This is a genomic window from Pseudomonas sp. NPDC088890 (assembly GCF_044900155.1).
Taxonomy (GTDB): Bacteria; Pseudomonadota; Gammaproteobacteria; order Pseudomonadales; family Pseudomonadaceae; genus Aquipseudomonas; species Aquipseudomonas urmiensis.
Map to the genome: position 1 here is coordinate 808,469 of NZ_JBJDNG010000001.1, position 25,553 is coordinate 834,021.

At 62.1% G+C, this 25,553-nt stretch carries 28 protein-coding genes and 1 tRNA gene; 13 read left to right on the forward strand and 16 right to left on the reverse strand.

Annotation, left to right across the window (positions count from 1 at the left end):
- The first annotated feature begins 3 nt into the window (after positions 1–3).
- Complete coding sequence (locus tag ACI2JX_RS03625) at positions 4–795, forward strand: SDR family NAD(P)-dependent oxidoreductase (RefSeq protein WP_264233193.1); 792 nt, start codon at positions 4–6, stop codon at positions 793–795.
- Positions 796–1,086: 291 nt separating this feature from the next.
- Here ACI2JX_RS03625 and ACI2JX_RS03630 read toward each other — a convergent pair whose 3' ends face one another.
- Positions 1,087–2,010 (reverse strand): LysR family transcriptional regulator, encoded by a 924-nt coding sequence (locus ACI2JX_RS03630; protein WP_264233194.1) that lies wholly within the window; start codon positions 2,008–2,010, stop codon positions 1,087–1,089.
- A 161-nt stretch (positions 2,011–2,171) separates the two neighbouring features.
- Here ACI2JX_RS03630 and ACI2JX_RS03635 point away from each other — a divergent pair, with 161 nt between their 5' ends.
- Both ACI2JX_RS03635 and ACI2JX_RS03640 read left to right on the forward strand, forming a co-directional pair.
- Positions 2,172–3,221, forward strand: coding sequence for a sigma-54-dependent Fis family transcriptional regulator (locus ACI2JX_RS03635; RefSeq protein WP_264233196.1), 1,050 nt, complete (start codon positions 2,172–2,174; stop codon positions 3,219–3,221).
- Positions 3,222–3,309: 88 nt separating this feature from the next.
- Entirely contained in the window at positions 3,310–4,092 is a 783-nt protein-coding gene (locus tag ACI2JX_RS03640) for an SDR family NAD(P)-dependent oxidoreductase (RefSeq protein ID WP_186555080.1), read from the forward strand.
- Between the two features lie 65 nt (positions 4,093–4,157).
- Here the strand turns inward: ACI2JX_RS03640 and ACI2JX_RS03645 are convergent, their stop codons facing one another.
- The 8 genes from ACI2JX_RS03645 to ACI2JX_RS03680 form a co-directional block, all read right to left on the reverse strand.
- Entirely contained in the window at positions 4,158–5,120 is a 963-nt protein-coding gene (locus ACI2JX_RS03645; protein WP_404689395.1) for a glutathione S-transferase family protein, read from the reverse strand.
- Positions 5,121–5,216: 96 nt separating this feature from the next.
- Entirely contained in the window at positions 5,217–6,230 is a 1,014-nt protein-coding gene (locus ACI2JX_RS03650) for a glycosyl transferase family protein (protein ID WP_404689396.1), read from the reverse strand.
- Positions 6,227–6,562, reverse strand: coding sequence for a TusE/DsrC/DsvC family sulfur relay protein (locus ACI2JX_RS03655; protein ID WP_264233201.1), 336 nt, complete (start codon positions 6,560–6,562; stop codon positions 6,227–6,229). The genes ACI2JX_RS03650 and ACI2JX_RS03655 overlap by 4 nt, the downstream gene beginning before the upstream one ends.
- A complete protein-coding gene (gene tusB / locus ACI2JX_RS03660; protein WP_264233203.1) occupies positions 6,559–6,855 on the reverse strand; it encodes a sulfurtransferase complex subunit TusB in 297 nt (98 codons plus the stop codon). Before tusB ends, ACI2JX_RS03655 begins: the two co-directional genes overlap by 4 nt.
- On the reverse strand, positions 6,855–7,214 hold the full coding sequence (tusC, locus tag ACI2JX_RS03665; RefSeq protein ID WP_404689397.1) for a sulfurtransferase complex subunit TusC: 360 nt from the start codon (positions 7,212–7,214) through the stop codon (positions 6,855–6,857). The genes tusB and tusC overlap by 1 nt, the downstream gene beginning before the upstream one ends.
- A 1-nt stretch (position 7,215) precedes the next feature.
- The gene (gene tusD / locus ACI2JX_RS03670) at positions 7,216–7,608 is read right to left on the reverse strand and encodes a sulfurtransferase complex subunit TusD (RefSeq protein WP_404689398.1); all 393 of its coding nucleotides are present in this window, start codon (positions 7,606–7,608) and stop codon (positions 7,216–7,218) included.
- A gap of 148 nt (positions 7,609–7,756) precedes the next feature.
- Entirely contained in the window at positions 7,757–9,136 is a 1,380-nt protein-coding gene (locus ACI2JX_RS03675; RefSeq protein WP_186555087.1) for a nucleobase:cation symporter-2 family protein, read from the reverse strand.
- Between the two features lie 231 nt (positions 9,137–9,367).
- Positions 9,368–10,039 carry a Bax inhibitor-1/YccA family protein gene (locus ACI2JX_RS03680; RefSeq protein ID WP_186555088.1) on the reverse strand — a complete coding sequence of 224 codons (672 nt, stop codon included), beginning with the start codon at positions 10,037–10,039 and terminating at the stop codon, positions 9,368–9,370.
- A 124-nt stretch (positions 10,040–10,163) separates the two neighbouring features.
- Here ACI2JX_RS03680 and ACI2JX_RS03685 point away from each other — a divergent pair.
- From ACI2JX_RS03685 to ACI2JX_RS03705, 5 genes are all read left to right on the forward strand, one after another.
- Positions 10,164–10,251, forward strand: a tRNA-Ser gene (locus tag ACI2JX_RS03685).
- Positions 10,252–10,412: 161 nt separating this feature from the next.
- A complete protein-coding gene (gene arfB, locus ACI2JX_RS03690; RefSeq protein WP_368971656.1) occupies positions 10,413–10,826 on the forward strand; it encodes an alternative ribosome rescue aminoacyl-tRNA hydrolase ArfB in 414 nt (137 codons plus the stop codon).
- A 187-nt stretch (positions 10,827–11,013) separates the two neighbouring features.
- The gene (locus tag ACI2JX_RS03695; protein ID WP_404689399.1) at positions 11,014–11,430 is read left to right on the forward strand and encodes a hypothetical protein; all 417 of its coding nucleotides are present in this window, start codon (positions 11,014–11,016) and stop codon (positions 11,428–11,430) included.
- Positions 11,431–11,519: 89 nt separating this feature from the next.
- Entirely contained in the window at positions 11,520–11,807 is a 288-nt protein-coding gene (locus tag ACI2JX_RS03700; RefSeq protein ID WP_186555091.1) for a hypothetical protein, read from the forward strand.
- Between the two features lie 609 nt (positions 11,808–12,416).
- Positions 12,417–14,855, forward strand: a complete 2,439-nt coding sequence (locus ACI2JX_RS03705; protein ID WP_404689400.1) for a membrane-bound PQQ-dependent dehydrogenase, glucose/quinate/shikimate family — start codon at positions 12,417–12,419, stop codon at positions 14,853–14,855.
- A gap of 57 nt (positions 14,856–14,912) precedes the next feature.
- Here the strand turns inward: ACI2JX_RS03705 and ACI2JX_RS03710 are convergent, their stop codons facing one another.
- Positions 14,913–15,098 carry a hypothetical protein gene (locus ACI2JX_RS03710; protein WP_404689401.1) on the reverse strand — a complete coding sequence of 62 codons (186 nt, stop codon included), beginning with the start codon at positions 15,096–15,098 and terminating at the stop codon, positions 14,913–14,915.
- 338 nt (positions 15,099–15,436) lie between these two features.
- A complete protein-coding gene (locus ACI2JX_RS03715; protein ID WP_404689402.1) occupies positions 15,437–16,354 on the reverse strand; it encodes a LysR substrate-binding domain-containing protein in 918 nt (305 codons plus the stop codon).
- 143 nt (positions 16,355–16,497) lie between these two features.
- On the opposite strand from ACI2JX_RS03715, the gene ACI2JX_RS03720 reads away from it, so the two are divergent.
- From ACI2JX_RS03720 to ACI2JX_RS03730, 3 genes are all read left to right on the forward strand, one after another.
- Entirely contained in the window at positions 16,498–16,989 is a 492-nt protein-coding gene (locus ACI2JX_RS03720; RefSeq protein ID WP_368971661.1) for a GNAT family N-acetyltransferase, read from the forward strand.
- A 68-nt stretch (positions 16,990–17,057) separates the two neighbouring features.
- Complete coding sequence (locus ACI2JX_RS03725) at positions 17,058–17,411, forward strand: SH3 domain-containing protein (protein ID WP_264233350.1); 354 nt, start codon at positions 17,058–17,060, stop codon at positions 17,409–17,411.
- Positions 17,412–17,878: 467 nt separating this feature from the next.
- Complete coding sequence (locus ACI2JX_RS03730) at positions 17,879–18,073, forward strand: hypothetical protein (protein ID WP_264233352.1); 195 nt, start codon at positions 17,879–17,881, stop codon at positions 18,071–18,073.
- 129 nt (positions 18,074–18,202) lie between these two features.
- On the opposite strand, the gene ACI2JX_RS03735 is transcribed toward ACI2JX_RS03730, so the two are convergent.
- Complete coding sequence (locus ACI2JX_RS03735; protein ID WP_404689403.1) at positions 18,203–19,102, reverse strand: LysR substrate-binding domain-containing protein; 900 nt, start codon at positions 19,100–19,102, stop codon at positions 18,203–18,205.
- Between the two features lie 100 nt (positions 19,103–19,202).
- Here ACI2JX_RS03735 and ACI2JX_RS03740 point away from each other — a divergent pair, with 100 nt between their 5' ends.
- Positions 19,203–19,964 carry a sulfite exporter TauE/SafE family protein gene (locus ACI2JX_RS03740; RefSeq protein WP_404689404.1) on the forward strand — a complete coding sequence of 254 codons (762 nt, stop codon included), beginning with the start codon at positions 19,203–19,205 and terminating at the stop codon, positions 19,962–19,964.
- A gap of 1 nt (position 19,965) precedes the next feature.
- Here the strand turns inward: ACI2JX_RS03740 and ACI2JX_RS03745 are convergent, their stop codons facing one another.
- The 4 genes from ACI2JX_RS03745 to ACI2JX_RS03760 form a co-directional block, all read right to left on the reverse strand.
- A complete protein-coding gene (locus ACI2JX_RS03745) occupies positions 19,966–21,390 on the reverse strand; it encodes a sensor domain-containing diguanylate cyclase (RefSeq protein ID WP_264233359.1) in 1,425 nt (474 codons plus the stop codon).
- Positions 21,391–21,540: 150 nt separating this feature from the next.
- Positions 21,541–23,370, reverse strand: a complete 1,830-nt coding sequence (locus tag ACI2JX_RS03750; protein ID WP_404689405.1) for an SLC13 family permease — start codon at positions 23,368–23,370, stop codon at positions 21,541–21,543.
- Between the two features lie 147 nt (positions 23,371–23,517).
- Positions 23,518–23,916 carry a glycine zipper domain-containing protein gene (locus tag ACI2JX_RS03755; RefSeq protein ID WP_264233363.1) on the reverse strand — a complete coding sequence of 133 codons (399 nt, stop codon included), beginning with the start codon at positions 23,914–23,916 and terminating at the stop codon, positions 23,518–23,520.
- Between the two features lie 74 nt (positions 23,917–23,990).
- Positions 23,991–24,170 (reverse strand): hypothetical protein, encoded by a 180-nt coding sequence (locus ACI2JX_RS03760; RefSeq protein WP_186555277.1) that lies wholly within the window; start codon positions 24,168–24,170, stop codon positions 23,991–23,993.
- Between the two features lie 222 nt (positions 24,171–24,392).
- Here ACI2JX_RS03760 and ACI2JX_RS03765 point away from each other — a divergent pair, with 222 nt between their 5' ends.
- Positions 24,393–25,553 (forward strand): GGDEF domain-containing protein, encoded by a 1,161-nt coding sequence (locus ACI2JX_RS03765; RefSeq protein WP_404689406.1) that lies wholly within the window; start codon positions 24,393–24,395, stop codon positions 25,551–25,553.

Below are 25,553 nucleotides of genomic sequence, written 5' to 3' on the forward strand. Positions count from 1 at the left end.
GTCATGAGCCAAGCTGCGAAAACAACGATGTATGCGCCAGCCCACGGCCGGGTTGCGCTGGTGACGGGGGCTGCGATGGGTATCGGTGCGGCTATCGCCGAACGCCTGGGTCACGACGGCCACAGCGTGGTGGTGGCCGATATCAACCTGGCGGCGGCCGAAGAGATGGTCGCCGGGCTGCGGGTGCAGGGCATCGAGGCCCTGGCCATGGCCATCGATGTTGGCGATGCGCAGTCGATCAGTGCACTGTTTGCCCAGTTGCGCGAGCACTATGGGCGCTGCGATGTGCTGGTCAACAATGCTGGCGTCGCCCGCACCCAGGCGTTTCTCGATACTGAGCTTGAGGGTTGGCAACGGCTGATGAACATCAACCTGACCGGCACCTTGCTGTGCAGCCAACAGGCGGCGCAGTTGATGCGCGAGCAGGGCTGGGGGCGGATCATCAACGTCGCTTCGATCAGTGGCATGCGCGCGAGCATGGGACGTACTGCTTATGGCACGTCGAAGGCAGCGGTGATTGGCCTGACCCGGCAGATGGCGATTGAACTGGCTGAGCATGGCATCACGGTTAACGGCATTGCACCGGGGCCGGTGGATACGCCACTGACCCAGACCCTGCATTCGGCGGCGACGCGTGAGTCGTATGCGCGGGCGGTGCCACTGCGCCGCTATGGCACGCCGGCGGAGATGGCGGGGGCGGTGGCGTTTCTGGCTTCTGAGGATGCTTCGTACATCAGCGGGCATGTGATTCCGGTGGATGGTGGCTTCATGGCTTCGGGGATCCTGGAGATCTGATCTGGCAGTGCCGGCCTCATCGCGGGGCAAGCCCGCTCCCACGCCCCCCGGTACGATGGCTGAACCCGGGGAGCGTGGGAGCGGGCTTGCCCCGCGAGGAGGCCAGTGCTGCCACCCCCGCAATCACCCCCCGGGTACGATGGCTGAACCTGGGTAGCGTGGGAGCGGGCTTGCCCCGCGATGAGGCCAGTGCTGCCACCCCCGCAATCACCCCCCGGGTACGATGGCTGAACCTGGGTAGCGTGGGAGCGGGCTCGCCCCGCGAGGAGGCCAGTGCTGACACCCCTGCAATCAACCCTCCAACCCCCGCTGCGCCAGATCCTCGCGCGTTGCCTGCTCGCCCGCCTGCAACGCCGTCTCGACAAAGGTGGCAATGCACGGGTTGTGGTTATCGGCCTTCCACACTGCCACCACTTCGATCACCGGCGCGTGCTTCAACGGCTTGAAGCTGGTGGTGGCCAGGCGCATGTTGCGCATCGAGCGCGGCACGATGGCGACCCCTAAGCCTTCACCCACCAGGTTGACGATGGTCTGCTGCATGTTGATCTCCATGCCGATGTTCGGCGTCACACCGTGCTGCAGGCAGTAGTTGAAGATCATGTCGTGCAGCGCCGGGGCAATCCGCCTGGGCACGATGATGAACGGCTCGCCGGCCAGCGCTTGCGGGTCGATCAGCTCGTGTTCCATCAAACGATGCCCAGGCGGTAGCACCAAGGTCATTTCTTCGCGGTACAGGGTCACCGTCTCCAGGCCACTGCAATCCTGCGGCCGGTACATGATCGCCACGTCCTTGTTGCCACTGCTGATGTCCTGGGCCAGGTCCAGCGGCAAGGTCTCGGTCAACTTGAGGTTGACCTGCGGATACAGCGCTGCGTAGCGGCGGGTGATGGCCGGGGTGATGCTGTAGGCGGTCGACATCATGAACCCCACCGATAATTCGCCAGCCGCCCCGCGCGCAGCGGCCAGGGCATTGCGCTTGGCCTGCTCGAAGGCGGCGAACACCGTGCCGGTGTCCAGGTAGAAGCGCTGGCCGGCTTCGGTCAGCTCGACCCGGCGCCGCGAGCGATCGAACAACTTCACCCCCAGTTCCTCTTCCAGCAGGGCGATCTGCCGCGACAACGGCGGCTGCGAGATGTGCAGGCGCTCGGCTGCGCGGCCAAAATGCAAGGTCTCGGCCAGGGTGCGGAAGTAATGCAAATGGCGCAGTTCGATCACGTTGATGCTCGCAAAGGTATCAATGGATGCTTGATTATGTATTGGAAAATATAAGTGCGCCTACCTAATGTGATCAGGCAACACCCCTTCGGCCCCGGCCGCGCCACAAGCGTCGCCCGCCGACATAGTCACAAGCTATAGAACAATAAAAGGTGACGCTGATGCATTCCCTGACTGACCCTGCTGTGCCGTACGCCACCACCGCCGAAACCGATATCGCCCATGACAGTGACCCGCAGGTGCGCCAGGCCTTTCGCCGCGCGTTGCGCCTGATGGAGCGTGGCATTGCCGTGCTGATCCGGGGCGAAACCGGCACCGGCAAAGAGATTCTTGCCCGTGCCCTGCATGCCCACAGTCAACGGCGCAACGCCCAACTGGTGGCGCTCAACTGTGCCTCGATCCCCGAGACGCTGATCGAAAGCGAGCTGTTCGGCTACAGCCGTGGTGCCTTTTCCGGCGCGTTGCCGGGTGGCAAGAAGGGCAAGGTCCAGCAGGCGGATGGCGGCACCTTGTTTCTCGATGAGATCGGCGATATGCCCTACGAGCAGCAGACCCGTCTGCTGCGGGTGATCGCCGAGCGTGAAGTGACCCCGCTGGGCGCCGAACGCAGCCTGCCGGTGAATTTCGCCTTGGTCTGCGCCACCCACCAGGACCTGACCGCGCGGGTGGCCGACGGCAGTTTTCGCGAGGATTTGTTCTATCGCATCGCCACTGGCGTGGTGGAGCTACCGCCGCTGCGCGAGCGCACCGACCGCGGCGAGTTGCTGTGCAACATGGTTGCTCATGAACTGCCCGGTTGCGATCCGCGCCAGGTGATCAGCGCTGAAGTCTGGTCGCTGCTGCTGACCCACGCCTGGCCCGGCAACCTGCGCCAGATGCGCGCGGTGATCCGCTATGCCTGTGCGGTGATGGAAGGTGCGCGGATCCAGCGCGGCGATCTGCCGGTGGACTTCCTCGCCCAGTTGCCGCCTGCCTCAGGCGCAGTACGTGCGCTGATGCCGAATGTCACGCCGATTCGCCCGCTTCGCCCGACGCACGCAGGCGATGAGCGCGCCGATGTGCTCGAAGTGCTGCAAGCCTGTCGCTGGAACATGTCGGCGGCGGCGCGTGAGCTGGGTATCTGCCGGCCATCGCTGTACCGGGTGCTGCGGCGCCTGGATATCCCTCCGCTCAAGGAACAGTTGGCGCTGGGCGCCTGCCGCAACGCCTGATCCGCATCACCCACTGATCGCACAGATCCAACGCCCCTTGCCGTGCAGGGGGCGGGCCTGACTTCGACCTCATGAAGGAATAACATCAATGAATGCCGCTGCCGCTTACGCCCCTTTGAACTTCACCCTGACCGGTCGCACCGCATTAGTGACGGGCGCCGCCCGCGGGATTGGCCACGCCATCGCCGTCGCGCTTGGCCACTGCGGGGCGCGGGTCGCCCTGGCCGATCTTGACCCACAGGCCGCGGAGCGCGCGGCCGAACTGCTGCGTGCACAGGGGATCGAGGCTATTGGCGTGGGGGTGGATGTGGCAGAGGAGCAGCAGGTGCAGGCGATGGTCACGCAGGTCGAGCGACTGTTCGGTGGCGTCGATATTCTGGTCAACAACGCCGGAATCGTTTCTACCGCGCCGCTGCTGGAGCTGACCACGGCGGAGTGGAATCGGGTCATGGCCATTGACCTCAACAGCGTGTTCTTTTGCGTCAAGGCGGTGCTGCCGGGAATGATGGATCGGCGTGCCGGGCGGATCATCAATATCGCCTCGGTAGCCGGTAAGCGCGGGGGAGGGTTGTTGGGCAACAGTTGCTATGCAGCAGCCAAGGGTGCGGTGATCGCCCTGACCAAGGGCCTGGCGCGTGAGGCGGGGCCGTTTGACATTACTGTCAATGCGGTGTCGCCGGCACTGACCGATACCGAGATGACCAGCGTGCTGGCGCCGCAGGCTCGGGCCCAGGTGCTGGCGCAGATGCCGCTGGGGCGTGCTGGGACGCCAAGGGATATTGCTGCGGCGGTGTGCTTCTTGGCGTCGGCGGAGGCAGGCTTTGTCACCGGCGAAATCATGGATGTGGATGGCGGGTTCATGCGCGACTGAGCGATGCTACGGGCGCGAAGGTTGGAGGCGCGGGACAAGCCCGCGCCTCCATATCGATGTCTACCTTAGCGGCCCTGCCAGATGCCGTGGCCAGTGAGGCGTTCACGATCATGGGCCAGGCTGAAGTCCTGTAGCGGCCCTTTAGGCACGATGCCATTGGGGTTGATGGTCTTGTGGCTCATGTAGTAGTGCTTCTGGATATGCTCCATATCCACGGTGCCTGCCACTCCAGGCCACTGATACAGCTCACGCAGCCAGTTGGACAGGTTCGGGTAGTCGCTCAACCGGCGCAGGTTGCACTTGAAGTGGCCATGGTAGACCGCATCGAAACGCACCAGGGTGGTGAACAGGCGCACGTCGGCCTCGGTCAGGTATTCACCGGCCAGATAGCGCTGGCGGCTGAGCAGCGCTTCCAGGTAGTCCAGTTCGTTGAACACCTCGTCGAACGCCGCTTCATAGGCCTCTTGGGTGGTCGCGAAACCTGCCCGATACACGCCGTTGTTCACTGCCGGATAGATGCGCTCGTTCAACGCTTCAATGGTTGGGCGCAGCGCTTCGGGGTACAGGTCAAGACGATTGCCGGTCAGCTCATCGAAGGCACTGTTGAAAATGCGGATGATCTCGGCCGACTCGTTGTTGACGATGCGCTTTTGCTTCTTGTCCCACAGCACAGGCACGGTCACTCGGCCGGTGTAATTGGGGTCATCCTGGGTATAGCGCTGGTGCAGGTAGTCGAGGCCGTCGAGCTGATCGCCGCTGGAGCCATTTTGCTTATCGAAAGTCCAGCCGTGCTCGCCCATCAGCCAACTGACCACCGAGACGTCGATCAGCGGCTCCAGGCCTTTGATCGCGCGGAAAATCAGGGTGCGGTGTGCCCACGGGCAGGCCAGTGACACATACAGGTGATAGCGGCCGGCTTCGGGGGCGGGCAGCTGATTACGCCGTTGTGCGTTCTCGCGCTGGAACGCGCCGTCCTTGCTGGTCTGGTACCACTGGTCATGCCAGCGGCCATCAATCAAAAGGCCCATGGTGAGCTCCTCGGAACAAAGTTGTTTGTCGTTGGAGCCCAGTCTAGGGCTTATCGTTCGAATAAATAGCGCAAAGACTGCGCTGTTCTTATCGAATTAATTGATGTTTTTGCGCTCTGCCCAGTAAACACGGGCATTGCCGAAAGCCTGCTCGCGATCCTGCCCAAGCCCGCGCAGGGCCAGAGCCATGGTTGCGATCACGGCCATTTCGCCGTAGCTGTCTTGCGCTTCGCCGCGCCAGACCGCAAGCAGTTGCTCAGGCTGCAGGCTGGCCGGTTTGACATGGCGCTGGGCGCTCATGGCCGGCCACTCTTCGTCCCAGTTCTCGCCGCCGCTGGTGCCGTACAGATGGCTGGCAACGTCCGGGTTGATCTCGATCTCGCCGCCGTCACCTTTGATCACCACGGCGTGGTCGCCCAGCAAACGGCTGGCCTCGCGGTGCACTGCCTGGTAGCCGGGGTGGAAAATACTTTGCAGGCCGCAACGCGCTGCCAGCGGATTGAGCACCCTCGCCAGCGAGTGAATCGGCGAACGCAGGCCCAAGGTGTTGCGCAGATCGATCATCCGCTGCAGCTGGGGCGCCCAGTCCTGCAACGGGAAGAAGGCCAGGCGCTGTTCATCGAGGGCGTTGGAGACCGCTTGCCAGCTGCGACACAGCGGAATTTCCAGCAGGGTCAGCAACTGCTCGGTGTACATCCGGCCTGCGGTGTGGGCGCCACCGCCATGCAGCATGATCCGCACGCCATTGCCGGCCAGGCACTTGGCCGCCAGCAAATACCAGGGTAGATGGCGCTTCTTGCCGGCGTAGCTGGGCCAGTCCAGATCGACAGCTATGTTCGGCGCTTGCAGGTGCGTGCGCAGCGCCTCGGTGAACCCGGCCAGCTCCTCGGCGCTTTCTTCCTTGTGCCGCAAGAGCATGAGGAAGGCGCCCAGCTGGGTATCCTCGACCTTGCCTTCGAGCAGCAGCGTCATCGCCGCGCGGGCCTCTTCCCGGGTCAGGCCGCGGGCGCCGCGCTTGCCTTTGCCTAGGATGCGCACGAATTCGGCGAAGGGGTGTTCGGCTGGGGTTTCCAGGGTGAGCGGGCGCGGCTCGGTGCAGAGTTCGGTCATATGCAATTGGTCGGCTTGGGCAGGCCCGCCAGCTTGGCGGCGAGTTTGGCGGGAGTGCCGTTGAACAGGCGATTGAGGTGTGGGCTGTTGCCTTTTTCCGCGCCCAGCTTGAGTGCGGTGTACTTGATCAGCGGGCGGGTGGCTGGCGACAGCTCGAACTCCTGGTAGAACTGGCGCAGCAGTTCGAGGATCTCCCAGTGATCCTGGCTCAGGGCGATGTCTTCGCGCGCAGCCAAAGCCTCGGCGACGGCGGGGGACCAGTCGTGCAGGTCGACCAGAAAGCCGTCCTTGTCCAATGCGATCTGCTGATCGCCGACAGTCAGGGTGCTCATAACCAGCTATTTACCTTGTCATACTTGAGCGACAGCGCAACGAAGGCTGGGTAGTCCACGGCTTTGGCCAAGGCGCTATCAATGCCGCGGGCCTGCAGGTCTTCGTCGAGCGCGTACAGCCGAGCCTCCAGGCTGGCCGCTTGCAACAGCCGCTGTGGCTCAGTGCCGTTACGCAGGGCGTAGACTGCATCGCCGCACAACAGCAGCGCATCGTCAGCACCCAGCAAGCGCAGGCAGCTTTGCAGGCGGTTGTCGCCAAACGGTGAGTGGGCAATTACATGCAGGGTCGTCATCAGAGCGTTACCACCTGGTCGAATCGGGCAATCAGTGCGGCCAGGGCCGCGTCGTCCAGCACTTCTACCGGCAGCGCCAGTTCGCCACTTTCCAGGCCGCGCTCGGCCAGGCTATGACCGCAGGCGAACAGCGCATCGACGCCAAACATCGGCAGTGCCTGCAGGTTGGCCGCAAGGTTCTTCTGCTGCACCTGTGCCGGTTGCTGACCTTCGGCCAACTGGAATACGCCATCATCGAGAAACAGCATGCCCAGCGGCAGGTCGAAGGCGCCGCCGGCCAGGGCAATGTCCAGGGCTTCGCGGGCAGAAGGGCCGTTCCACGGTGCCTGACGGCTGATGATCAATAAGGATTTGGCCATTTCAATCGCCTCCGAAACAGACCAGGCGGTCGGCCATTTGCGCCGCCTCGTGCAACTGGCCAAGGCCCGACAGCTCCCACGGCGCTGGTAGGTTCACGGCGGGGCGCTGGTAGCGGTTGGCTTCGCTCTCGTCCAGCACGCCACGGCGCAGGGCCGCGGCGATGCACACCACAGCGTCGAGCTGATGCTCGTTGATGAAAGTGCGCCACTGCGCGGCGACGTCCAGTTCATCCTGGGGTGCGACGACGTTGGCCGAGGCGCTGTGCACCCCGTCCTGATAGAAGAACAAGCGGGCAATCTCATGCCCGCCGGCCAGCGCCGCCTCAGCGAAGCGCAGGGCGCGGCGCGAGGAGGGCGCATGGGCTGGGGAAAAAACCGCAATGGCGAATTTCATGGGAGGCTCTTGCAACGTAATGCGGCCATGATAAAGCAAAAAAGCCCGGATAGAGTGCGGGGCAAGCCCGCTCTCACGTCAACCCTACCAACAGGACGAGCAACGTGAGAGCGGGCTTGCCCCGCGATAGCTAACGGTCAGTCGACGCTTAGTGCTGATCCTTGCTCTCTGGCAGGAACCAGTTCAGCACCAGGGCGCAGATGCCGCCGGTGGCCACACCCGACTCGAGCACGTTACGCAGCGCTGCGGGCATATGCGCAAGGAACTCCGGCACCTGCGCCACGCCCAGGCCCAGCGCCAGGGACACGGCAATGATCAGCAGGGCACGGCGATCCAGACGGGTGCTGGCCAAGATATTGATACCCGAAGCCGCCACGGCGCCGAACATCACCATCGCCGCGCCACCCAGCACTGGCTCAGGCACTGCCTGGATTACCCCGGCAACGCTTGGGAACAGGCCGAGCAACACCAGCATGGCTGCGATCCAGATGCCGATATGACGGCTGGCGATACCGGTCAGCTGAATCACCCCATTGTTCTGGGCGAAGATCGAACTGGGGAAGGTATTGAACACCCCGGCCAGCAGCGAGTTGGCGCCGTTGACCAGCACACCGCCCTTGATCCGCTGCATCCACAGTGGCCCTTCGACCGGCTCGCGCGACACTTTGCTGGTTGCAGTGACGTCACCAATGGCTTCCAGCGAAGTCACCAGGTAGATCACCAGCATCGGGATGAACAGCGCCCAGGAGAAGCTCAGGCCGAAATGCAGTGGCATCGGCACCTGGAACACAGCAGCCTCGTGCATACCGGTAAAGTCAAGGCGGCCCAGATAGCCCGCCAAGGCATAGCCAACTGCCAAGGCAATAACGATGGCGCAACTGCGCATCCACACTACCGGAATCCGGTTAAGCACCACGATAATCGCCAGCACCACACCCGACAGCAGCAGGTTCTCGCCATTGGCGAAGGTGCCATTGCCCATCGCCGTGAAGCCACCGCCCATGCTGATCAGGCCCACCTTGATCAGGGTCAGGCCGATCATCAGCACGACGATGCCGGTCACCAGCGGGCTGATCAGGCGTTTGACGAATGGCAGGATGCGCGACACGCCCATCTCGACGAACGAGCCGGCGATTACCACGCCGAAGATCGCCGCCATTACCCCTTCAACCGGCGTGCCTTGCTTGACCATCAGCGCACCACCGGCAATCAATGGCCCGACGAAGTTGAAACTGGTGCCCTGCACAATCAGCAGCCCCGCGCCAAACGGGCCGAAGCGTCGGCACTGGACGAAGGTGGCGATACCCGAGATTACCAGCGACATCGACACGATCAGGTTGGTATCGCGCGCTGACACGCCCAATGCCTGGCAGATCAGCAGGCCCGGGGTCACGATCGGCACGATGATCGCCAGCAGATGCTGCAGTGCAGCCAGCATGCCGATCAGTGGCCGCGGCTTGTCCTCAAGGCCAAGGACCAGTTCATTGGCAGGCGCTGGCGCGCCGGGCCCGTGTTCGATGGAACTCATGGGAAGCTGCCCCGGAAGAAAAAAGGAGCGCATTCTACGGGGCGCTAGGCAATTGGGGTAGGCCCCAGGCTCATTTGTCGCTTACTGGGCGATTTCGTGTTCGCCCCCCGCAGTTTCAACCCGTGGGAGCGGGCTTGCCCCGCGATGAGGCCAGCGCAAACAACACACCATGTGGCGCGCACAAAAAAGCCCGCCGAAGCGGGCTTTGCGTTACTCGATTACCACCATCGATCAGTCATCACGACCCATGATGCCAAACAGCTGCAGCAGGCTGATGAACAGGTTGTAGATCGATACATACAGGCTGATGGTCGCCATGATGTAGTTCCGCTCGCCGCCATGAATGATGGCGCTGGTCTGGAACAGAATGCAGACCGACGAGAACAGAACGAAGCCAGCACTGATCGCCAACTGCAGGCCGCTGATCTGGAAGAAGAAGCTGGCAACCACAGCGCCGAGCAGGACGAAGAAGCCCGCGGTGATGAAGCCGCTGAGGAAGCTCATGTCCTTACGGGTGATCAGCACGTAGGCCGACAGGCCACCAAACACCAGCGCGGTCATGGCAAATGCCGAGCTGACCACTTCAGCGCCACCGGCCATGCCCAGGTAGCGGTTGAGGATCGGGCCAAGGATGAAGCCCATGAAACCGGTGAGGGCGAAGGTGGAAACCAGGCCCCAGACCGAATCACGCAGCTTGGCGGTGAGGAAGAACAGCCCGTAGAAGCCGATCAGCACCACGAAGATGTTCGGGTAACCGACGCGCATCTGCTGCGCGACGAACGCCATCACACCGCTGAAGGCGAGGGTAAGCGCCAGCAGGCTGTACGTGTTGCGCAGGACCTTGCTGACCTCCTGCTGCTCGACCTGCTGGCCGTGTTGTACGGCATAATCCTGTTCGCGCATGGCGACACTCCTGTGGGGTTGAAACCTATGGATGCTGTGAGCATACCAGAGCCGCCGCAGGCCGCGACACAGAGAGTTTGACAGCTTGTTACATTACGGTATTATGGCGCCGCAAATCTGTTCCGGAAGCGTGGCCGAGTGGTTTAAGGCAACGGTCTTGAAAACCGTCGATGGGCAACTATCCTAGAGTTCGAATCTCTACGCTTCCGCCATATTTTTCAGCAAAAGCCCCGATTATTCGGGGCTTTTGCGTTTCTGGAGTTTGTAAGAGCCCCAGCAATGGTCAATTCCCCGCCGACTCAAGCAATCATGTGTTGTCCTATGGAAGACCGGCGGAGGCTGTGATAATGGGGGCAATCACAAGGGCCATGTCATGCTGACCATCTCCAATAACGTGCATCTGCCGGATGCCGAAATCGAACTCACCTACATCCGCGCACAAGGCGCGGGCGGGCAGAATGTCAACAAGGTGTCCAGCGCGGTGCACCTGCGCTTCGACATCCCGGCCTCATCGTTGCCCGAGTTCTACAAGGAGCGGCTGCTGGCGCTGCGTGACAGTCGCATCACCGGCGACGGTGTGTTGATCATCAAGGCCCAGCAGTACCGCACCCAGGAGCAGAATCGTACTGACGCATTGGCGCGTCTTGCCGAGCTGATCATTGCAGCCGGCAAGACCGAGAAAAAACGCCGCCCCACCAAGCCGACCCTTGGCTCCAAGACCCGCCGTCTCGAAGGAAAAGCCAGGCGCAGCACTGTCAAGGCTGGTCGGGGCAAGGTCGAGTTCTAGTGCTGGTGGTACAACGTTGCTGGTGAGTTTCAGTTCTGCTAATGCCTATATCGCCTTAGCGAGCAATGTAGGTTGCGATCTCCTACACCGTCTGTGCAAAAGCTTGAGGTTAGACGGATGATCAATCTTGCAGCGAGGCAGCAGGTCAGCGCAGATTCCTGCCCACTGTAACTTCCGGTTCTTTTCGATGTCCGATCTTCCCGATGCCGAACCTAGGGTACTGCCTCAGGCATCGTCCACTATGGATGAAAAGGAGCTTCCAATGTTTTCAGCACGGATTACCGCAGTTTCGCTTTGCTTGGCTACCTTGGGCATGGCCAATGCGGCCCTCGCCGATTCGAAGGCGGAAAATCACAAAACCGCCGTGACTATCCTCGCCATGGAGCAGGTATGCAACAAGGCCATTCCTGGGTTGAACGGCACTGTTGATAACGCATTGGCCAACGAACCGATGGACGATGCGTTGAAGGCCGAGATCATGGCGCTGAGGTCGGCACCGGGCAGCAAGACTCAAATCGATGACATGGCTAACAGGCTGTCGGGCTCCCCGTTGTCGACACTGGCGGTGGAGCAGGGCACCTGCAAGATGTACGCTGCCAAGTAGTCCTGCATCCCGCTGGTACGCCTTCTCCGTGTATGCCTGAACCGAGATCACCGCCCTCCAGCCCCACTTGTATCCCCAGAGCATGATCGATGATCACCCAGTCGCAACTGATGACCTTGGCGCGGCAAGCAGATGAGGACGTGTTTTCCTGGGCCAGCTTCGTCGCTCAAACCGAGTTCCTATGGCAGGACACGACGCTGGTACCGGATGCTTGCGCCTGGCAAGCCCTCTGGTTCGAGCTGGAAATCGTCAATGCCCTGGCCTTGGCCGAGTGGGACGAGCACGGGCGGCCCGTCGACTGGGCAGACTGCTGGCGGGAGGGCTACAAGCAGCAAGCCCAGGGGTTGTTGGCCGCACTGCTGAAATTGATCAGCTGACATTTTCACTAAGGGACAGCTGACGCTCGTATTCGCGTGATCGGGAAAACGCCTTTTCTCAATAGTGGCATGTTGCTGCATTGCGCGCCGAAAATCACAAATAGAGCCCGCCTTTGAGGGCAAGGCTGTTCACTTAAGTCCGGTGTCGTCTGCTTTGGGGCCGCTTTGCGGCCCTTCGCGGGCAAGCCCGCTCCCACAGGTTTAGCGCTTAACCGCGCAATAGCGCTTTGCCTTTGCGCGTGGCAGGAATGATCCGGCTGACACGGATTGTTACATCTCCCCCAATACTGCTTCTCAATCTCCTGGATTTATCCCCTCTAACTGAGGCGATACGCTGCCCCCAGCCTTCGTGCGAACGCCGTTGAGCGCTGAATTAACAGGGGTAGCAGTCACTCTCCCAGGCTGATCTGTTTACGCGGCTTTCCTCTGGCCGATTTCGATCCGGCCCTCGAAATCCTCTTGGTTTCGCCCCTGCCCAAGCACGTCCAATCCGGGACTTGAATGTTCAGCTGCTGATCAGCCCCTCGCGCGTCGTCGACCAACGCTGTCGACCCAGTCCCTTCGCCTCTGGCGCGAGCAGTTTGATTTAACCAAAGGAGTTTAAGAAACATGACGGATGACCAACGCCCCCCAAGCGCAGCGTCGCCGCTACGCACGAGCGCCAGGGTGCTATTTGCCCTGCTCGTTCTGGCCGTATCGCTGGCGCTGATCTATGGCGGCTTCAAGCTGGTTGCACTGGGTGGCTCATGTTACTACCTGATCGCGGGCGTGGCATATTTGCTGCTGGCGGTGCTGTTCTTGATGCGGGCACGTGTGGGCATTGCGCTCTCTGTAGCGATCTTCCTGGCGACCTGTGTCTGGGCGCTGTATGAAGTCGGCCAACTCAGCTACTGGGAGCTGCTGCCACGCCTGGTAGTGCCGGCGATTATCCTGACCTTGAGCCTGTGGGTCGGCGCTGCGCTGCCAAGTGTTTCCGTGAGCACGCGGCGTGTGGCCAATCGGGTGGGTTTTGCGCTGTTGGTGGCGTTGCTGGCCACGTTCGTAGCTGCATTCTACCCGCATGGCGCAATTTCCAATCCGGCCGCGGCGGGCGGTGCCAATGTGGCCAAGGAGCTGGCTAGCGCTCCTGAAAACTGGGAATTCTTTGGCCGCAACGCCTCGGGCACCCGGTTCGCGCCGTACACGCAAATCACTGCTGACAACGTCAACCAGCTGCAAGTCGCCTGGACCTACAGAACCGGCCGCAGAACCACCGGCGCTGGCGCGGGTGTAGACGAAAACACGCCGCTGCAGATCGGCAACGTGCTGTACTCCTGCACCCCAGAAAACCTGGTGACCGCGCTCGACGCCGACACCGGCACGCCGCTGTGGAAGTTCGATCCGCACGCCAAAAGTGCAGAGCACGTGACCTGCCGCGGTGTCGGCTATTACGACATCGATAAGGACGACAGCCTGAGCGCGCAGGCCAAGGCTGCCTATGGCGATGAGCAGCAATGCCGCCAGCGCATCTTGGTCTCGTCGGTCGACGCCCGTCTGTTTGCCTTGGATGCGCGTAGCGGCGAGCTTTGCCCAAGCTTTGGCGACAACGGCTACGTTGATTTGAAGAAGGGCATGGGCCCGACCGAGAACAGCAAGCGCTACCACCCCACCTCGCTGCCGGTGGTCATGGGCCACCTGACGGTGGTCGGCGGCTGGGTGCGCGATATCGTTGCCAAGGAGCCTTCAGGTGCAGTGCGGGCCTTCGATGTACTCAGCGGTGCGCTGGTATGGGCATGGGATGTCGGTGCGCCAGAGCGTGAGGATGCCGCCCAGGCCGAGCACCAGTTCACCCTGGAAACGCCCAACGTTTGGACCGTACCGACCTACGATAAAGAGCTGAACCTGGTCTACCTGCCTACTGGTAACGGCCCGCCCGACTACTGGGGCGGTGATCGTAACCAGGCCAAGGAAAAGTACGGTTCGGCAGTGGTGGCGGTGGATGCTTCTACCGGCAAGGCCAAGTGGGTTTACCAGACCGTTCACCACGATGTCTGGGACTATGACCTGCCGTCGCAGCCGGTGCTCTACGAGATCAACAATGCCCAGGGCGTGAAGACCCCGGTGCTGATCCAGACCACCAAGACCGGTCACATCTTTGTCCTGGATCGGCGTACCGGTGAGCCGGTCACCGAGGTTGAAGAGCGTCCGGTGCCCACTTCGCCAGCCGCTGTTGGCGAGCACTTGTCGCCAACCCAGCCTTACTCCAAAGGGATGCCGGTCATTGGCGCCGAGCCGCTGACCGAGAAGTCGATGTGGGGTGTGTCGACCTTCGATCAACTGTACTGCCGGATCATGTTCAAGGACTCGGTTTACGTGGGACCCTTTACCCCTCCCAGCGAAAAGCCCTACATCGAGTGGCCGGGCTTGCTGGGTGGGATGAACTGGGGTGGCATCTCGATCGATGAGAACACCGGGATGATGTTCGTCAATGACATGCGCATGCCGTTGCGGATGTCGCTGGTTACTCAGGAAAACACCAAGAACTTCAAGGTTTCGACCGATGAAGTACCTGGCTTCATGGGCACCATTCGGCCACAAGTGGCGGGGATCTACGGCGGGGTGAAAATCGACATCCTGCAGTCTCCACTGGGCGTGCCGTGCAACACCCCTCCGTTTGGCAGCATGAGTGCGATTGATTTCAATACCCAGAAGCTGGTCTGGCAGGTGCCCCTGGGCACCGTGCAGGACACCGGTCCGCTGGGGATCAAGACCCACATGCAGATCCCGCTGGGCATGCCGACGCTGGGCGGGCCGACCTCGACTGCATCGGGCCTGGTGTTCTTCGCCGGTACCCAGGACTACTACCTGCGCGCGCTTGATTCGGCCACTGGTAAAGAGGTGTGGAAGGCACGCTTGCCGGTGGGAGCCGTGGCCGCGCCATTGATCTACGTATCGCCAAAAACCGGCAAGCAGTATGTGCTGATCTCGGCTGGTGGGATGAGCCATTCGCCTGATGTGGGGGACTACATCATCGCCTATGCGCTGCCAGACAATGTCTCCAAGCACTAAGCACGCCTGACAATAATCCCCGTTCGCGGGGATTATTTTTGCCTGCTGCGGCTGAGCTTATTGCAAGGTCGGTGGCTTAAACGGGCTCTGTAACTGGCCTAACGTTGCTTCGATGCCGGCAATCACCTTTTCAAGGTTATCGGCTTGTTCATCATTGCCCATCGCTCGCAGGTGATCACGCTGTTGTCGCAAGGTAAGCAGGTTCTTTTGCAGGGCGACCGCTGAGGTAGTAAACGTTTCCATGTCTGTCTCTGGCTGATGGCATCCATGCCGTTGTAGGAATATCCGGACCGTATCAGGCAATTCCAGACAGTGAAACTGCGTTTTCATACAGGGATTGGTCTGTCGCGGGCTTCATCCTACTCAGCCGCCAGAAGCTTCCTACAAGCCTAGGTGAGCCGGTATTGCTAAGTGTGTTCAGGATTGCGCCCGCAGGCCAGTGAACAAGCCGCTTGGCGTTCATATAGCCTCCCTCGATCCTGGTGCTTGCCAGGCAGGTCGTTTATCTGTGTCTCGCGCGAATGGCGAAACGTTATGTTGCAAATAGGCTCGCTCCACTTAAGGCGCGTGGAGGCCCGGCGTTAACCAGGCTCGTGCTGTAGTACTTCCTGCAGCAGCCACTGCGCGACCAACGTGCTCGCCGAGCCCGCTGCTGGGGGTTGGGCCGTGAGCAGGTGAAACCCAGCTGCGCTGTCCAGTTCGTGCCCCTCGAGGGCAATCACCAGGGTGCCGGCCTTCAATGCGTTCTCGACCAATAACTGCGGTACCAGGGCGATCCCCATGCCTTGCTCGGCGGCCTCGATGGCCAGGATGGTCTGGGAGAAGGCCGGGCCGCTGAAGCGGGTGCCGGGCAGGCCGTAATGATCGAACCAACGTTTCCAATTGTTGTGGCTGTCTGAAATCAACGCTACGTCGCTGAGTTCTGCTGGCTGTTGCCAGCGTCGCTCCCCGCGCAGCGACGGGGCGCACACGGGCACGGCCTGGCCGGCTAGCAGCGGGCGGGCGTGGGCATCGGCAAAGGGCGGTGCACCCCAGCGCACGGCCATGTCCACCGCGCCTTTACCGCTGAGCGGGCGGGTGCTGTCGGAGGCATCGATCATCAGCGCGATCTGTGGATGCGCGGCAGCCAGGCGGCCCAGGCGCGGGATCAGCCAACGGCTGGCGAATGCCGGAGTAGTGCTCAGCAGCACTTGATGCGGGTCTTGCGGGGCATCGCGTTCGAGCAGTTCGCGGCTGGCATCTTCGATGATGTGCAGCGCCAGGCGGACCCGCTCCAGATACTCACTGCCCGCGCGGTTGGGCCTCAAGCCGCGTGGCAGGCGCTCGAACAGTGCTTGGCCGAGTTTCTCTTCGAGCGTGCGCACCTGCTGGGCCACCGCGCCGGGGGTGACGTGCAGCGCTTGGGCGGCGGCGCGGAAACTGCCCAGGCGCGCCGCCGCCTCAAAGGCGACCAGGTGATTGATCACGTAAGGCGTGGTGCGTCGTTTGGAAACGCTCATCCAGTAGGTGTCCTGCAGGCTAGGCCCGCTGATCGAGAAGTTTGAAGTGCCCGCCGATTCTGGCCCGAGGGTGCTGTGCTAGCAACCTGAAGGTGCTCAGTTGCGCTAGCATGTCGGCCTTCAACTGTTTTGCGGATTTTGCCATGAGCACTGCCATCTTTCGCCACGCCACGCCCCATGACGTGGATCGCTGCTTCCACATCGAAACTAGCGCCTATGAGGGCGACGAAGCGGCCACCCGCGAGAAAATCGCCACGCGCATTGCGCAGTATCCCGAGGGTTTTCTGATCCTTGAGTTGGACGGCCAGGTGATCGGTTTCATCAATAGCGGCTGCGCTGAGCACGTGGTGATGTCCGATGAGGCGTTCAAGGAGCTGGTCGGCCATGATCCGCACGCCGCCAATGTGGTGATCATGTCAGTGGTGGTCGACCCGGCCTTCCAAGGCCGAGGCTATGCGGGCTTGCTGATGACGCGGTTCGTCGAGCAAATGCGCGAGCGCGGCAAGGCGAGCATTCACTTGATGTGCAAGGACCAGCATGTGGGCCTGTACGAGAAGTTGGGTTATCGCTATGTGCAGCCGTCGGCCTCTGATCATGGCGGCATGGCCTGGCATGAAATGGTGATGGCGCTCTGAGCAGGTGCGTCAGGTTTTGTCGCATCGCCTGCTAGGATCCGGCCTTTTGGCTAGCCAGGGAGAGGCTTGTGAAGTACGTCGTGATCGCAGCACATCGCTCTGAATACCCACGTCCGATCCGTTTTGCCCAAGGTGAGATGCTCGACATCGGCCCGCGCTATGCCGGTGAGCAAAATTGGCAGGACTGGTACCTGTGCAGCTGCGCTGGGCAGGAGCCTGGTTGGGTGCCGGCGCAGGTCATCGAACGGCTCGGTGTTGCCCGGGGCAGGGCGCTCGAACAGTACTGTGCTCACGAACTGGATGTCGATCCGGGGCAGCGGGTGCTAGGTTTGCGCCCGCTCAATGGGTGGCTGTGGTGTCGCCGCGAGGCCAACGGTGAGCTGGGTTGGCTGCCGGCCGAGAAGCTGCGCCCGGTGGACTGATCGGCTCATCTGATCCGCTTTTTTTCCACCAACCTGCATCTGTAACCGTATCAGCGAAACGTCGAAAATGCTTACCAGGCCCAGCCTTCCAAGCCGGTGTGCGCTGGGCAAGTTGCGCTGCTCTGCACCCGCATCGGCCAGCTCCGGCATTCTGTTATCACACTGTAGAGGTTCCAATGGGCAAGCTCTCGCTGTTCCTGGGTGGTTTTCTGCTGCTGACAATCCTCATTGGCCTGCTGGGTACCATTCCGCCCACCTGAGGCCGCACGCCCTATCCTTGAGGTCCGTCCTATCCAGCAGAGACGGGCCTGCACCTCTCAACGGGCTTTTTGCCCGTTTTTTTGTACCAGTTGGATAAGTGGTAGCTGCAAGCAATTCTCAAGTGCGAATGGCTCGTGTAATCTCCCGCCGCCATCAAAGGGTCTCACGCTAGAGGACCCGTCACTTGCCTTGGAGTTGAGATCTACATGGAATGCAAGAAGGGCGCTGCCGCGATGCTGGCGTGGCGCAACCGGTTTCTCGCAGAGGCTGGCCTGCAAGAGGATGATTACGACCAAGCCTTGCGCTGTGCCGAAGAGCTGGAACGCTCGGGAGTGATCAGTGCAGGGGAGTGGATCGAATTGGTCAAGCAAGCCAATTCGGCGTTGCTGCGTGCGCGATAAGTCGTTCTTTGTGCGAGGAAAACTGTCCACAGAAAACGTGGGTAGGTCTGTGGATAAATCGCTGTAAGTAAGGCCGGTTGCGGCCTCTGTTAAATTGGGCAGAATTTGAACAGTGATTGGCTTGCTGTATCACGGCTTGCCGCGACGCAGCGCTTGCAGTAGGTCGCGCATCCTCGCCGGCAACTCCCCGGCCGGGTACACCGCATGCATTTGTGGATCGTCGCCACTGCTTGAGGTCAGGTGATAGCTAGGGCAGACGCGCACCAACCGACCTGCTGCGACCTGTGGTTCACCCACCCAGTCAGCCAATCGAGCGATACCGGCCCCAGCTAGGGCGCTGTGGAACACCGCGCTTCCGGCGCTCAGGCGCAAGCGAGGGCGTGGCTGCAAGCGGGTGATCTGCCCGTCGCGGCAAAAATGCCAAGCCTTGAGAATGCGCGGGGCGGTGTGCAGGATCAGCGCGTGTTCGCTAAGTGCTTCCGGCTCCTGCGCAAGGCCTGCGCGGGCCACGTAGTCGGGGCTGGCGTACAGGTGCCGACGGTAGCTCCACAGGGGGTAGCCGATCAGTTCGCTGGACTGCGGGAAGGCGCCGCGCACCACGAAGTCGAACTTGCCTTGAAGCGGGTCGAGGCTCTGGTCGCTGAACTGCACGTCCAGGGTGACCTGCGGGTGGCGGCGCGAGAATTCAGCCAAGACCGTTGGCAGCACGTACTGGCCAAGCAGTTCAGGCGCGGCAAAACGAATCCAGCCCTGCGCCGTACCACTCAACGCCGCCAGTTCATCGGCCGCATCGCGTTGCACATCGAGCAAGCGCTCGGCGTGTGGCAGCAAGCGTTCACCCGCTTCGGTCAGGGTGACGGCGTTGGCGTTGCGGTTGAGCAGCTTGCTCCCGGCGTTGTCTTCCAGTGTTTGTAGCGCCCGGGTGATCGCGCTAGGCGAGCGGCCCAGGGCGCGGGCAGCAGCGACGAAGCTGCGCTTGTGCGCGACGCTGACGAAGGCCTGGATTTCGCGCAGCATGTCCAATGCCATGAGTGGCTCCTTGTTGCAGTTTTCGCAATATGGCATTTCAGCACAAGCGCGTGGCTTTGATTAGCCTTGGGCTCTGTTTTTTCTGCCTGGAGCCCTCGCCATGATGGATGTTGTCCTGCTGTCGCTATTTGCCTTCGCCGCTGGCTTGATCGATGCGGCGGTGGGCGGGGGCGGGCTGATCCAGATTCCGGCACTGTTCAATGTGCTGCCCAGCGCCCAGCCGGCGGCCCTGCTGGGAACCAACAAGCTGGCCTCGGTGTGTGGCACCGCGTTCGCCGCGCGCTCGTTCATTCGCAAGGTGAGCTTGGACTGGGGCCTGATCGTGCCGGCGGCGCTGAGCGCCTTCGTCATGTCGTTCGCCGGGGCGGCGACCGTGTCATTGGTGCCGCCTAGCGTGATGCGCCCAGCGGTGCTGGTGATGATCGTGCTGATGGCGGTCTATACCTTCTGCAAGAAAGACTTTGGCACCTTGCACAAGCCAGCGCAGATCGGCCGTAAGGAGCAATGCCTGGCGGTGCTGATCGGCGGTGCAATCGGCTTTTACGATGGCTTGTTCGGGCCGGGTACCGGCAGCTTCTTGATCTTCCTGTTCATCCGCTTCTTTGCCCTGGACTTCCTGCACGCCTCGGCCTCGGCCAAGCTGGTCAACATCGCCACCAACCTGGCGGCGCTGGTGTTCTTCATTCCCACCGGTAACGTGCTGTATGCCATCGCCTTGCCCATGGCGCTGTGCAACATCCTCGGCGCCCTGACCGGCACCTGGCTGGCGGTGCGCAAGGGTGCAGGGTTTGTCCGTGGGCTGTTCCTGATCTTGTTGTGCGTGCTGATCGCCAAGCTGTCGTGGGACTTGCTGGCTGGATGAGTCAGACCACCTGGCGCTGCGGCTCGGCCTGTTCGACGCGGTTGCGGCCATGGGCTTTGGCGCGGTACAGCGCTTTGTCGGCGCGTACCAGCAGTTCGTCCAGGCTCGGTGCCGGGGTGTCGGCTGTACAGCCGTCCAGGCCAATGCTGACGGTGATCTGCAAGCGCGGGTCGTTATGGGTCAGGTGCAAGTCCTGGATCGCCCGGCGCATGCGTTCGGCGGTGAATTTGGCGCGTTCTGGGTCAAGGCCTGGAATGATCACCACGAACTCCTCACCCCCCAGGCGGGCGAATAGCTCTCCGTCGTGCAGTTGGTCCTGCAAGGCGTTGGCGAACTGGCGCAGCACCTGGTCGCCTACGCCATGGCCATGACGGTCGTTAATCGTCTTGAAGTGATCGATGTCGAGCATCATCAAGGTCAATGGCAGCGCCTGGGCGTGCTGTTGGCGGCTTTCGAGCAGGGCATTGGCGCGGCGGGTGAAGGCGCTGCGGGTGAGTGCGCCGGTGAGGTGGTCGATGGTCGCCTGATGGGCCAGGCGGGCGAGCAGGCTGCGGTTGGTGTTGCTGACACAGGCGACCACCAGTGGGCCGAGCACCAGCATGGCGATGCCTAAGCGCGCTGACATCAGCGTGGTCACCCCTGGAACGCTCTGCGGCACGCTGAAATGCATGAGATTTTGCGCCACGGCAACGATCAGCGTACTGCCGGCAGTCAGTGCCAGCAGCGACACCAGAAACGGAGAGTAGGTCCAGGCGCACCACAGCAGCGCGGCAATCGGGAAGGCGATGGCACCCGGCCCGCCGAAGGCGATGCTCAGGGCCAGCGAGGCCAGCAGCACCAGCATCGGCGCCAGGCGAATCGCCTGGCCGCTGCCGCGTAGCAGCGCGCCGGTATTGGGCGCGGTCAGCAACGCCGGCAGGACCAGCACGCTGGTGGAGAACTGCTCGCTGAACCAGGCCAGCCAGGTGGCGCGCAGCGATTCCTGGAACCACGGCGCCGCCATCACGCAGGCCATGCTCGCCGCAACCATCGCGCCCGCTGCGCAGGCACCGAATACGCTCAACACCCCATGCGGCGTGCGCATGCGTCGGTGCAAACGCGGCAGGCGCGACAGCAGCAGCCAGATAGTGACGATCACGCCCAGGTTGCACAGGTTGAACCACAACGCCGGCGGCCAGGTACTGCCACAGGCAAGGTCGGCGCCGACCATGGCTACCCAGATCAGGACGAAACCGAGCGGATTGGCCAGGCGTGGATAACGCAGCAGCACCCCCGCCAGCACGGCGTTGACCGGCCAGAACAGCGACAGCGATTCGATCGGACGGGCCAGTATCCCAGCCAAGGTCAGGATGAAGGTAAGGCTGAATAGCGCGAGGTGAGGCAATGGGCGCGAATGAGCTGGAAACACCATGGGCTCTACCGGCAAGCGGAGACGGAATCCAGGACAACGACTTCAAGGCACCTGGGACATATTCGTATCAGTGTGTTTCGAGAGCAGGGTTGATGTCAATTGGATATTATCGCGGCACAATCCAGACCGATAATGCCATTTTGCCGCTATTCGCTGACATCACCTTTACAGCCCGAAGAACCACGGCACCATCAACACCGTTACCAGCATCACCAGTACGGTAAATGGCACACCGACTTTTATGAAATCGGCAAAGCGATATTGACCTGGCCCCAACACCAGGGTGTTGACCGGCGAAGACACTGGCGTCATGAACGCCGCCGAGGCTGCCAGGGCCACGGTCATGGCAAACGGGTAGGGCGACATGCCCAATTGGCTGGCGGTGCTGATCGCCACGGGCGCCATCAGTACTGCGGTGGCGGTGTTGGAGATGAACAGGCCAATCACCGCCGTTACCACGAACAGGCAGGCCAATATCGCGCTAGGCCCAGCGCCGCCGAGCAGCCCGACCAGGCCGCTGACGGCGAGATCGATACCACCGGTTTTCTGCAATGCCAGGGCAAACGGCAGCATGCCGACGATCAGCACCAGGCTTTGCCAATGGATGGCCCGGTAGGCGCTGTTCATGTCGATGCAGCGGCCGGCGCCCATCAGCAGGCAAGCGATCAGCGCGGCGAGCACGTTGGGCACCACGCCGCTGACCATCAGGCCGACCATCACCGCCAGGCTGATCAGGGCAAAGGGCGCGCGGCTGCGGGCTGGCGCGACCTGATCGATCTCGGCAGGCAGGCTCAGTACCAAAAAGTCTTTGGCTTGGCTCTGAAGCTGGCGCACCGCTTTCCACGGGCCGACGACCAGCAGGGTGTCGCCCAGGCGCAGTTTTTCTTCGACCAGTTGCTCCTCGATGGCCGCCTGATCGCGACGCAGGCCGACCACGTTGAGGTCGTAGCGGCTACGGAAGGCCAGTTCCAGGATGCTTTTGCCGATCAGTTGCGAGCCCGGTGGCAGGGAGACTTCGGCCATGCCCACTTCCTGGGATTGATCGATGAAGTAGGCGGCCTTGAAGTGTAGGGGTTCGAGCTGCATGGTCTGGCACAGGCTGCGCAGGTCGTCGCGGTTGGCGAACAGGTCGAGCAACAGCACGTCGCCTTGGTGCAGCACGGTGCCGGAGTCGGCGGTAATCACCCGGGTGGTGAATTTATGCTGGCGCTCGATGCCGATCACGTTGGCGCCGTGGCGGGTGCGCAGCTCCAGCTCGCCCAAGGTATGTCCGATCAATGGCGAATGCGGGCGGATGCGCAGTCGGCGTTCGCGGCCGTTGAGCTTGTAGTCCAGCACCAGGTCGAGCAGGGTGCGCCGGGTTTCTACGCGGCCATCCTTGCGCACTTCACCGTTGAGCCAGCGCCGGGTGAGCAGCATGTAGCCCACGCCCAGAGCCAGCACGACCAGGCCGAACGGGGTGAAGCTGAAGAACGTGAAGCCTTGCTCGCCGTGCCGCACCAGCTCGCTGTGCACCACCACGTTGGGCGGCGTGGCGACCAGGCTGAGCATGCCGCTGATTAGCCCGGCGAAGCTCAAGGGCATCATCAGTCGACTGGGCGAAATGCTCAGGCGCGCGGCAATGCTCAGCACCACCGGGATGAAGATCGCCACCACGCCGGTCGAGCTCATGACTGAACCCAGCCCTGCGACCGATACCATCAACAGCACCAGCAGGCGTGCTTCGCTATTGCCAGCACGGGCACTCATCCACTCGCCGATGCGATAGGCGATGCCAGTGCGCACCAGTCCTTCGCCGATCACGAACAACGCCGCGATCAGCACCACGTTAGGGTCACTGAAGCCCGCCAGGGCTTGCTCAACGGTGAGGATGCCCGACAGTGGCAGAAACAGGATCACCAGCAGGGCGACCACGTCCATGCGCGGTCGGTTGATGACGAACAAAATGACGACGACGGCCAACAGGCCTAGGACCGTGAGCAGCTCAGGGTTCATCGGGAGGGGGTGTTCCTTCACTCAAGGGGGCACGAAAGACAGTAGCAGCCAGTGTGCCATTGTGGGTGAAGGGTGTATTGATGTGTTGCAGGGTTTTTGTGGCCAAGGCAATCGCGGGGCTTGCCCCGCGATGGGTGGGGCAAGTGATCAGTGGCGATGGTGACGACGCTTGTGTTTCTTCTTGCTGCCGTTGTTGTCGCCCAGGTGGTTGCCGATGGCACCGCCAGCAGCGCCGCCCAGGCCGGCACCGACGGTCGAGCCGGTCGAGCCGCCGAGCTTGCCGCCCAGCAGCGAGCCGCCAGCCGAACCCAGGCCACCACCGATCGCCGCTTCGGTGCGGTTGCCTTTGCGGGCACCTACCGCACTGCCGGCGGCACCGCCCAGGCCGGCGCCAATGGCTGCGCCAGTGCTGCCGCCAATTTGCTGGCCAACCACGTTGCCCAGGGCGCCACCCAGGCCGCCGCCAATGGCCGCAGTACCGTCACCGGCAAAGGCGCCTTGGCACAGCAGCAGGCCGAGGGCAACGCAAGGCAGAGTCAAACGCATGTTCATGAACCTCAAAGCAATCATCAAAGTAGAGTGCCGCGTCACGGGCGGCAAGCCAGGGTTGGAAAGACGTTTCAGCGGTAATCGCGGTCACGGTAGCGGCGATCATCGTCACCACGGTCATGACGGTGGTGATGGCCGCGATCGCGGTCGCGGTCACGCCAGCCATCATCATCGTCGTGGTAATGATGGCTGTGGCAACCAGCGGCGAGCAGCATCGCGGCAATCAGCGGGAGACTTGCAAGGCGGGTGATCACGATATAGGTCCTTGATCCGCATAGGTTTACGGGGTAACCACTAAGACCGGAATCGCTCAATTTGGTTTCTGCACGGTAAAAATATTTCTCGCGCGCAACATCGTCACGTGCCTGGCGGCTGCTGTTCTGTCCCGCTCGGTCATGGCTGGGTTGAGCGCTGGCCCCTAGACTTGAGCCAGGCCGCATTGAAGACGGCTGTCTGCCACACGGTGAATCACGATGATCGCCCATACCCCGACACTGTTCGCCGCCGTTGCCCTGGTCGCGACCATCCTGGCCTTTTGCCTGTTGCTGGTCGGCCAGTTCAACCGCCGCGACAACCTGCTGCTGACCGGCTGCGGGCTGCTCGCCCATGCCCTGGCGTACGTCTGCTATACGCTGTACGCCCATGCGCCGCTGTGGATCAGCTATGGCTTGGGTAACAGCCTGCTGTCGCTGGCCCTGGCGTTCTATTCGGCGAGCTTGTTCCGGGTGCGCGAACAGCGGGTGCCGTGGCGCTCGATCTTTATCATTCCGGCAGTCATGTTGCTGGGGTTGATGCTGCTGCTCGACACCTTGGAGCCGCGCATGCTGCTGGCGACCTTGGTGCTGATGCTGCAATGCTCGTTGATCCTTTGCTGGGCGCGACGGCACGTCGAGCGTCCAGGCCGGGCGCACCTGCTGCTGGTGATTGGCGCGTTGATCAGCCTGGTCGGGCTGGGCATGCGCGCCGTGGCGGTAGTGCTGGGGGAGGCGGCGGACATGCGCTACGACACCAGCAATCTCAAGCAGACGGTATCGGTGGCCATTGGTACGGTGACGGTGATGATGTATTCGATTGGCCTGGTGCTGATGGCCAAGGAGCGCAGCGAATCGCGCTTGCAGCATATGGCCTTGCGCGATGTGCTGACCGGCACCTACAACCGCCGGGCGATTCTTGAGCGCTTCGCTGTGGAGCTGGAGCGGGCAAGGGGCGAACACAGCAGCCTGGCCGTGGCGATGATCGACATCGACCATTTCAAGCGCATCAACGACCTGCACGGCCACTTGGCCGGTGATGAGGTGCTGTGCCACTGCGTGCGCCAGTTGCAGCAGCGCTTGCGCTTGACCGACAGCCTTGGCCGTTATGGTGGCGAAGAGTTCTTGCTGCTGTTGCCCAATACCGATCGAGAGGGCGCCATGGCGGCGCTACAGGGCTTGCGTGAGGCGATCGCCCAGAGTCCGGCGCGCTTTGCGGGCGATGACATCGAGCTGCGTTTCAGTGTCGGTTTGTGGTGTGGCATCCCCGGTGCCGAGGACAACGCCGCCAGCCTGCTCGGCCAGGCCGACGCTGCGCTCTACCAAGCCAAGGCCGGTGGGCGCAATGCCGTGCATATGGCGGCATTGCTCGGCCCGTGCTGA

Bases quoted from the DNA above. Each gene is read 5' to 3' on its own strand.
- ACI2JX_RS03715 (WP_404689402.1), bottom strand. From the start codon at position 16,354: ATGAGCGTTTCCAAACGACGCACCACGCCTTACGTGATCAATCACCTG.
- ACI2JX_RS03680 (WP_186555088.1), bottom strand. From the start codon at position 10,039: ATGCGCGAACAGGATTATGCCGTACAACACGGCCAGCAGGTCGAGCAG.
- ACI2JX_RS03695 (WP_404689399.1), top strand. From the start codon at position 11,014: ATGTCCGATCTTCCCGATGCCGAACCTAGGGTACTGCCTCAGGCATCG.
- tusB (WP_264233203.1), bottom strand. From the start codon at position 6,855: ATGACGACCCTGCATGTAATTGCCCACTCACCGTTTGGCGACAACCGC.
- ACI2JX_RS03675 (WP_186555087.1), bottom strand. From the start codon at position 9,136: ATGAGTTCCATCGAACACGGGCCCGGCGCGCCAGCGCCTGCCAATGAA.
- ACI2JX_RS03635 (WP_264233196.1), top strand. From the start codon at position 2,172: ATGCATTCCCTGACTGACCCTGCTGTGCCGTACGCCACCACCGCCGAA.
- ACI2JX_RS03640 (WP_186555080.1), top strand. From the start codon at position 3,310: ATGAATGCCGCTGCCGCTTACGCCCCTTTGAACTTCACCCTGACCGGT.
- ACI2JX_RS03740 (WP_404689404.1), top strand. From the start codon at position 19,203: ATGATGGATGTTGTCCTGCTGTCGCTATTTGCCTTCGCCGCTGGCTTG.
- ACI2JX_RS03750 (WP_404689405.1), bottom strand. From the start codon at position 23,370: ATGAACCCTGAGCTGCTCACGGTCCTAGGCCTGTTGGCCGTCGTCGTC.
- tusC (WP_404689397.1), bottom strand. From the start codon at position 7,214: ATGGCCAAATCCTTATTGATCATCAGCCGTCAGGCACCGTGGAACGGC.
- ACI2JX_RS03700 (WP_186555091.1), top strand. From the start codon at position 11,520: ATGATCACCCAGTCGCAACTGATGACCTTGGCGCGGCAAGCAGATGAG.
- ACI2JX_RS03705 (WP_404689400.1), top strand. From the start codon at position 12,417: ATGACGGATGACCAACGCCCCCCAAGCGCAGCGTCGCCGCTACGCACG.
- tusD (WP_404689398.1), bottom strand. From the start codon at position 7,608: ATGAAATTCGCCATTGCGGTTTTTTCCCCAGCCCATGCGCCCTCCTCG.
- ACI2JX_RS03730 (WP_264233352.1), top strand. From the start codon at position 17,879: ATGGAATGCAAGAAGGGCGCTGCCGCGATGCTGGCGTGGCGCAACCGG.
- arfB (WP_368971656.1), top strand. From the start codon at position 10,413: ATGCTGACCATCTCCAATAACGTGCATCTGCCGGATGCCGAAATCGAA.
- ACI2JX_RS03720 (WP_368971661.1), top strand. From the start codon at position 16,498: ATGAGCACTGCCATCTTTCGCCACGCCACGCCCCATGACGTGGATCGC.
- ACI2JX_RS03625 (WP_264233193.1), top strand. From the start codon at position 4: ATGAGCCAAGCTGCGAAAACAACGATGTATGCGCCAGCCCACGGCCGG.
- ACI2JX_RS03735 (WP_404689403.1), bottom strand. From the start codon at position 19,102: ATGGCATTGGACATGCTGCGCGAAATCCAGGCCTTCGTCAGCGTCGCG.
- ACI2JX_RS03710 (WP_404689401.1), bottom strand. From the start codon at position 15,098: ATGGAAACGTTTACTACCTCAGCGGTCGCCCTGCAAAAGAACCTGCTT.
- ACI2JX_RS03655 (WP_264233201.1), bottom strand. From the start codon at position 6,562: ATGAGCACCCTGACTGTCGGCGATCAGCAGATCGCATTGGACAAGGAC.
- ACI2JX_RS03765 (WP_404689406.1), top strand. From the start codon at position 24,393: ATGATCGCCCATACCCCGACACTGTTCGCCGCCGTTGCCCTGGTCGCG.
- ACI2JX_RS03755 (WP_264233363.1), bottom strand. From the start codon at position 23,916: ATGCGTTTGACTCTGCCTTGCGTTGCCCTCGGCCTGCTGCTGTGCCAA.
- ACI2JX_RS03650 (WP_404689396.1), bottom strand. From the start codon at position 6,230: ATGACCGAACTCTGCACCGAGCCGCGCCCGCTCACCCTGGAAACCCCA.
- ACI2JX_RS03645 (WP_404689395.1), bottom strand. From the start codon at position 5,120: ATGGGCCTTTTGATTGATGGCCGCTGGCATGACCAGTGGTACCAGACC.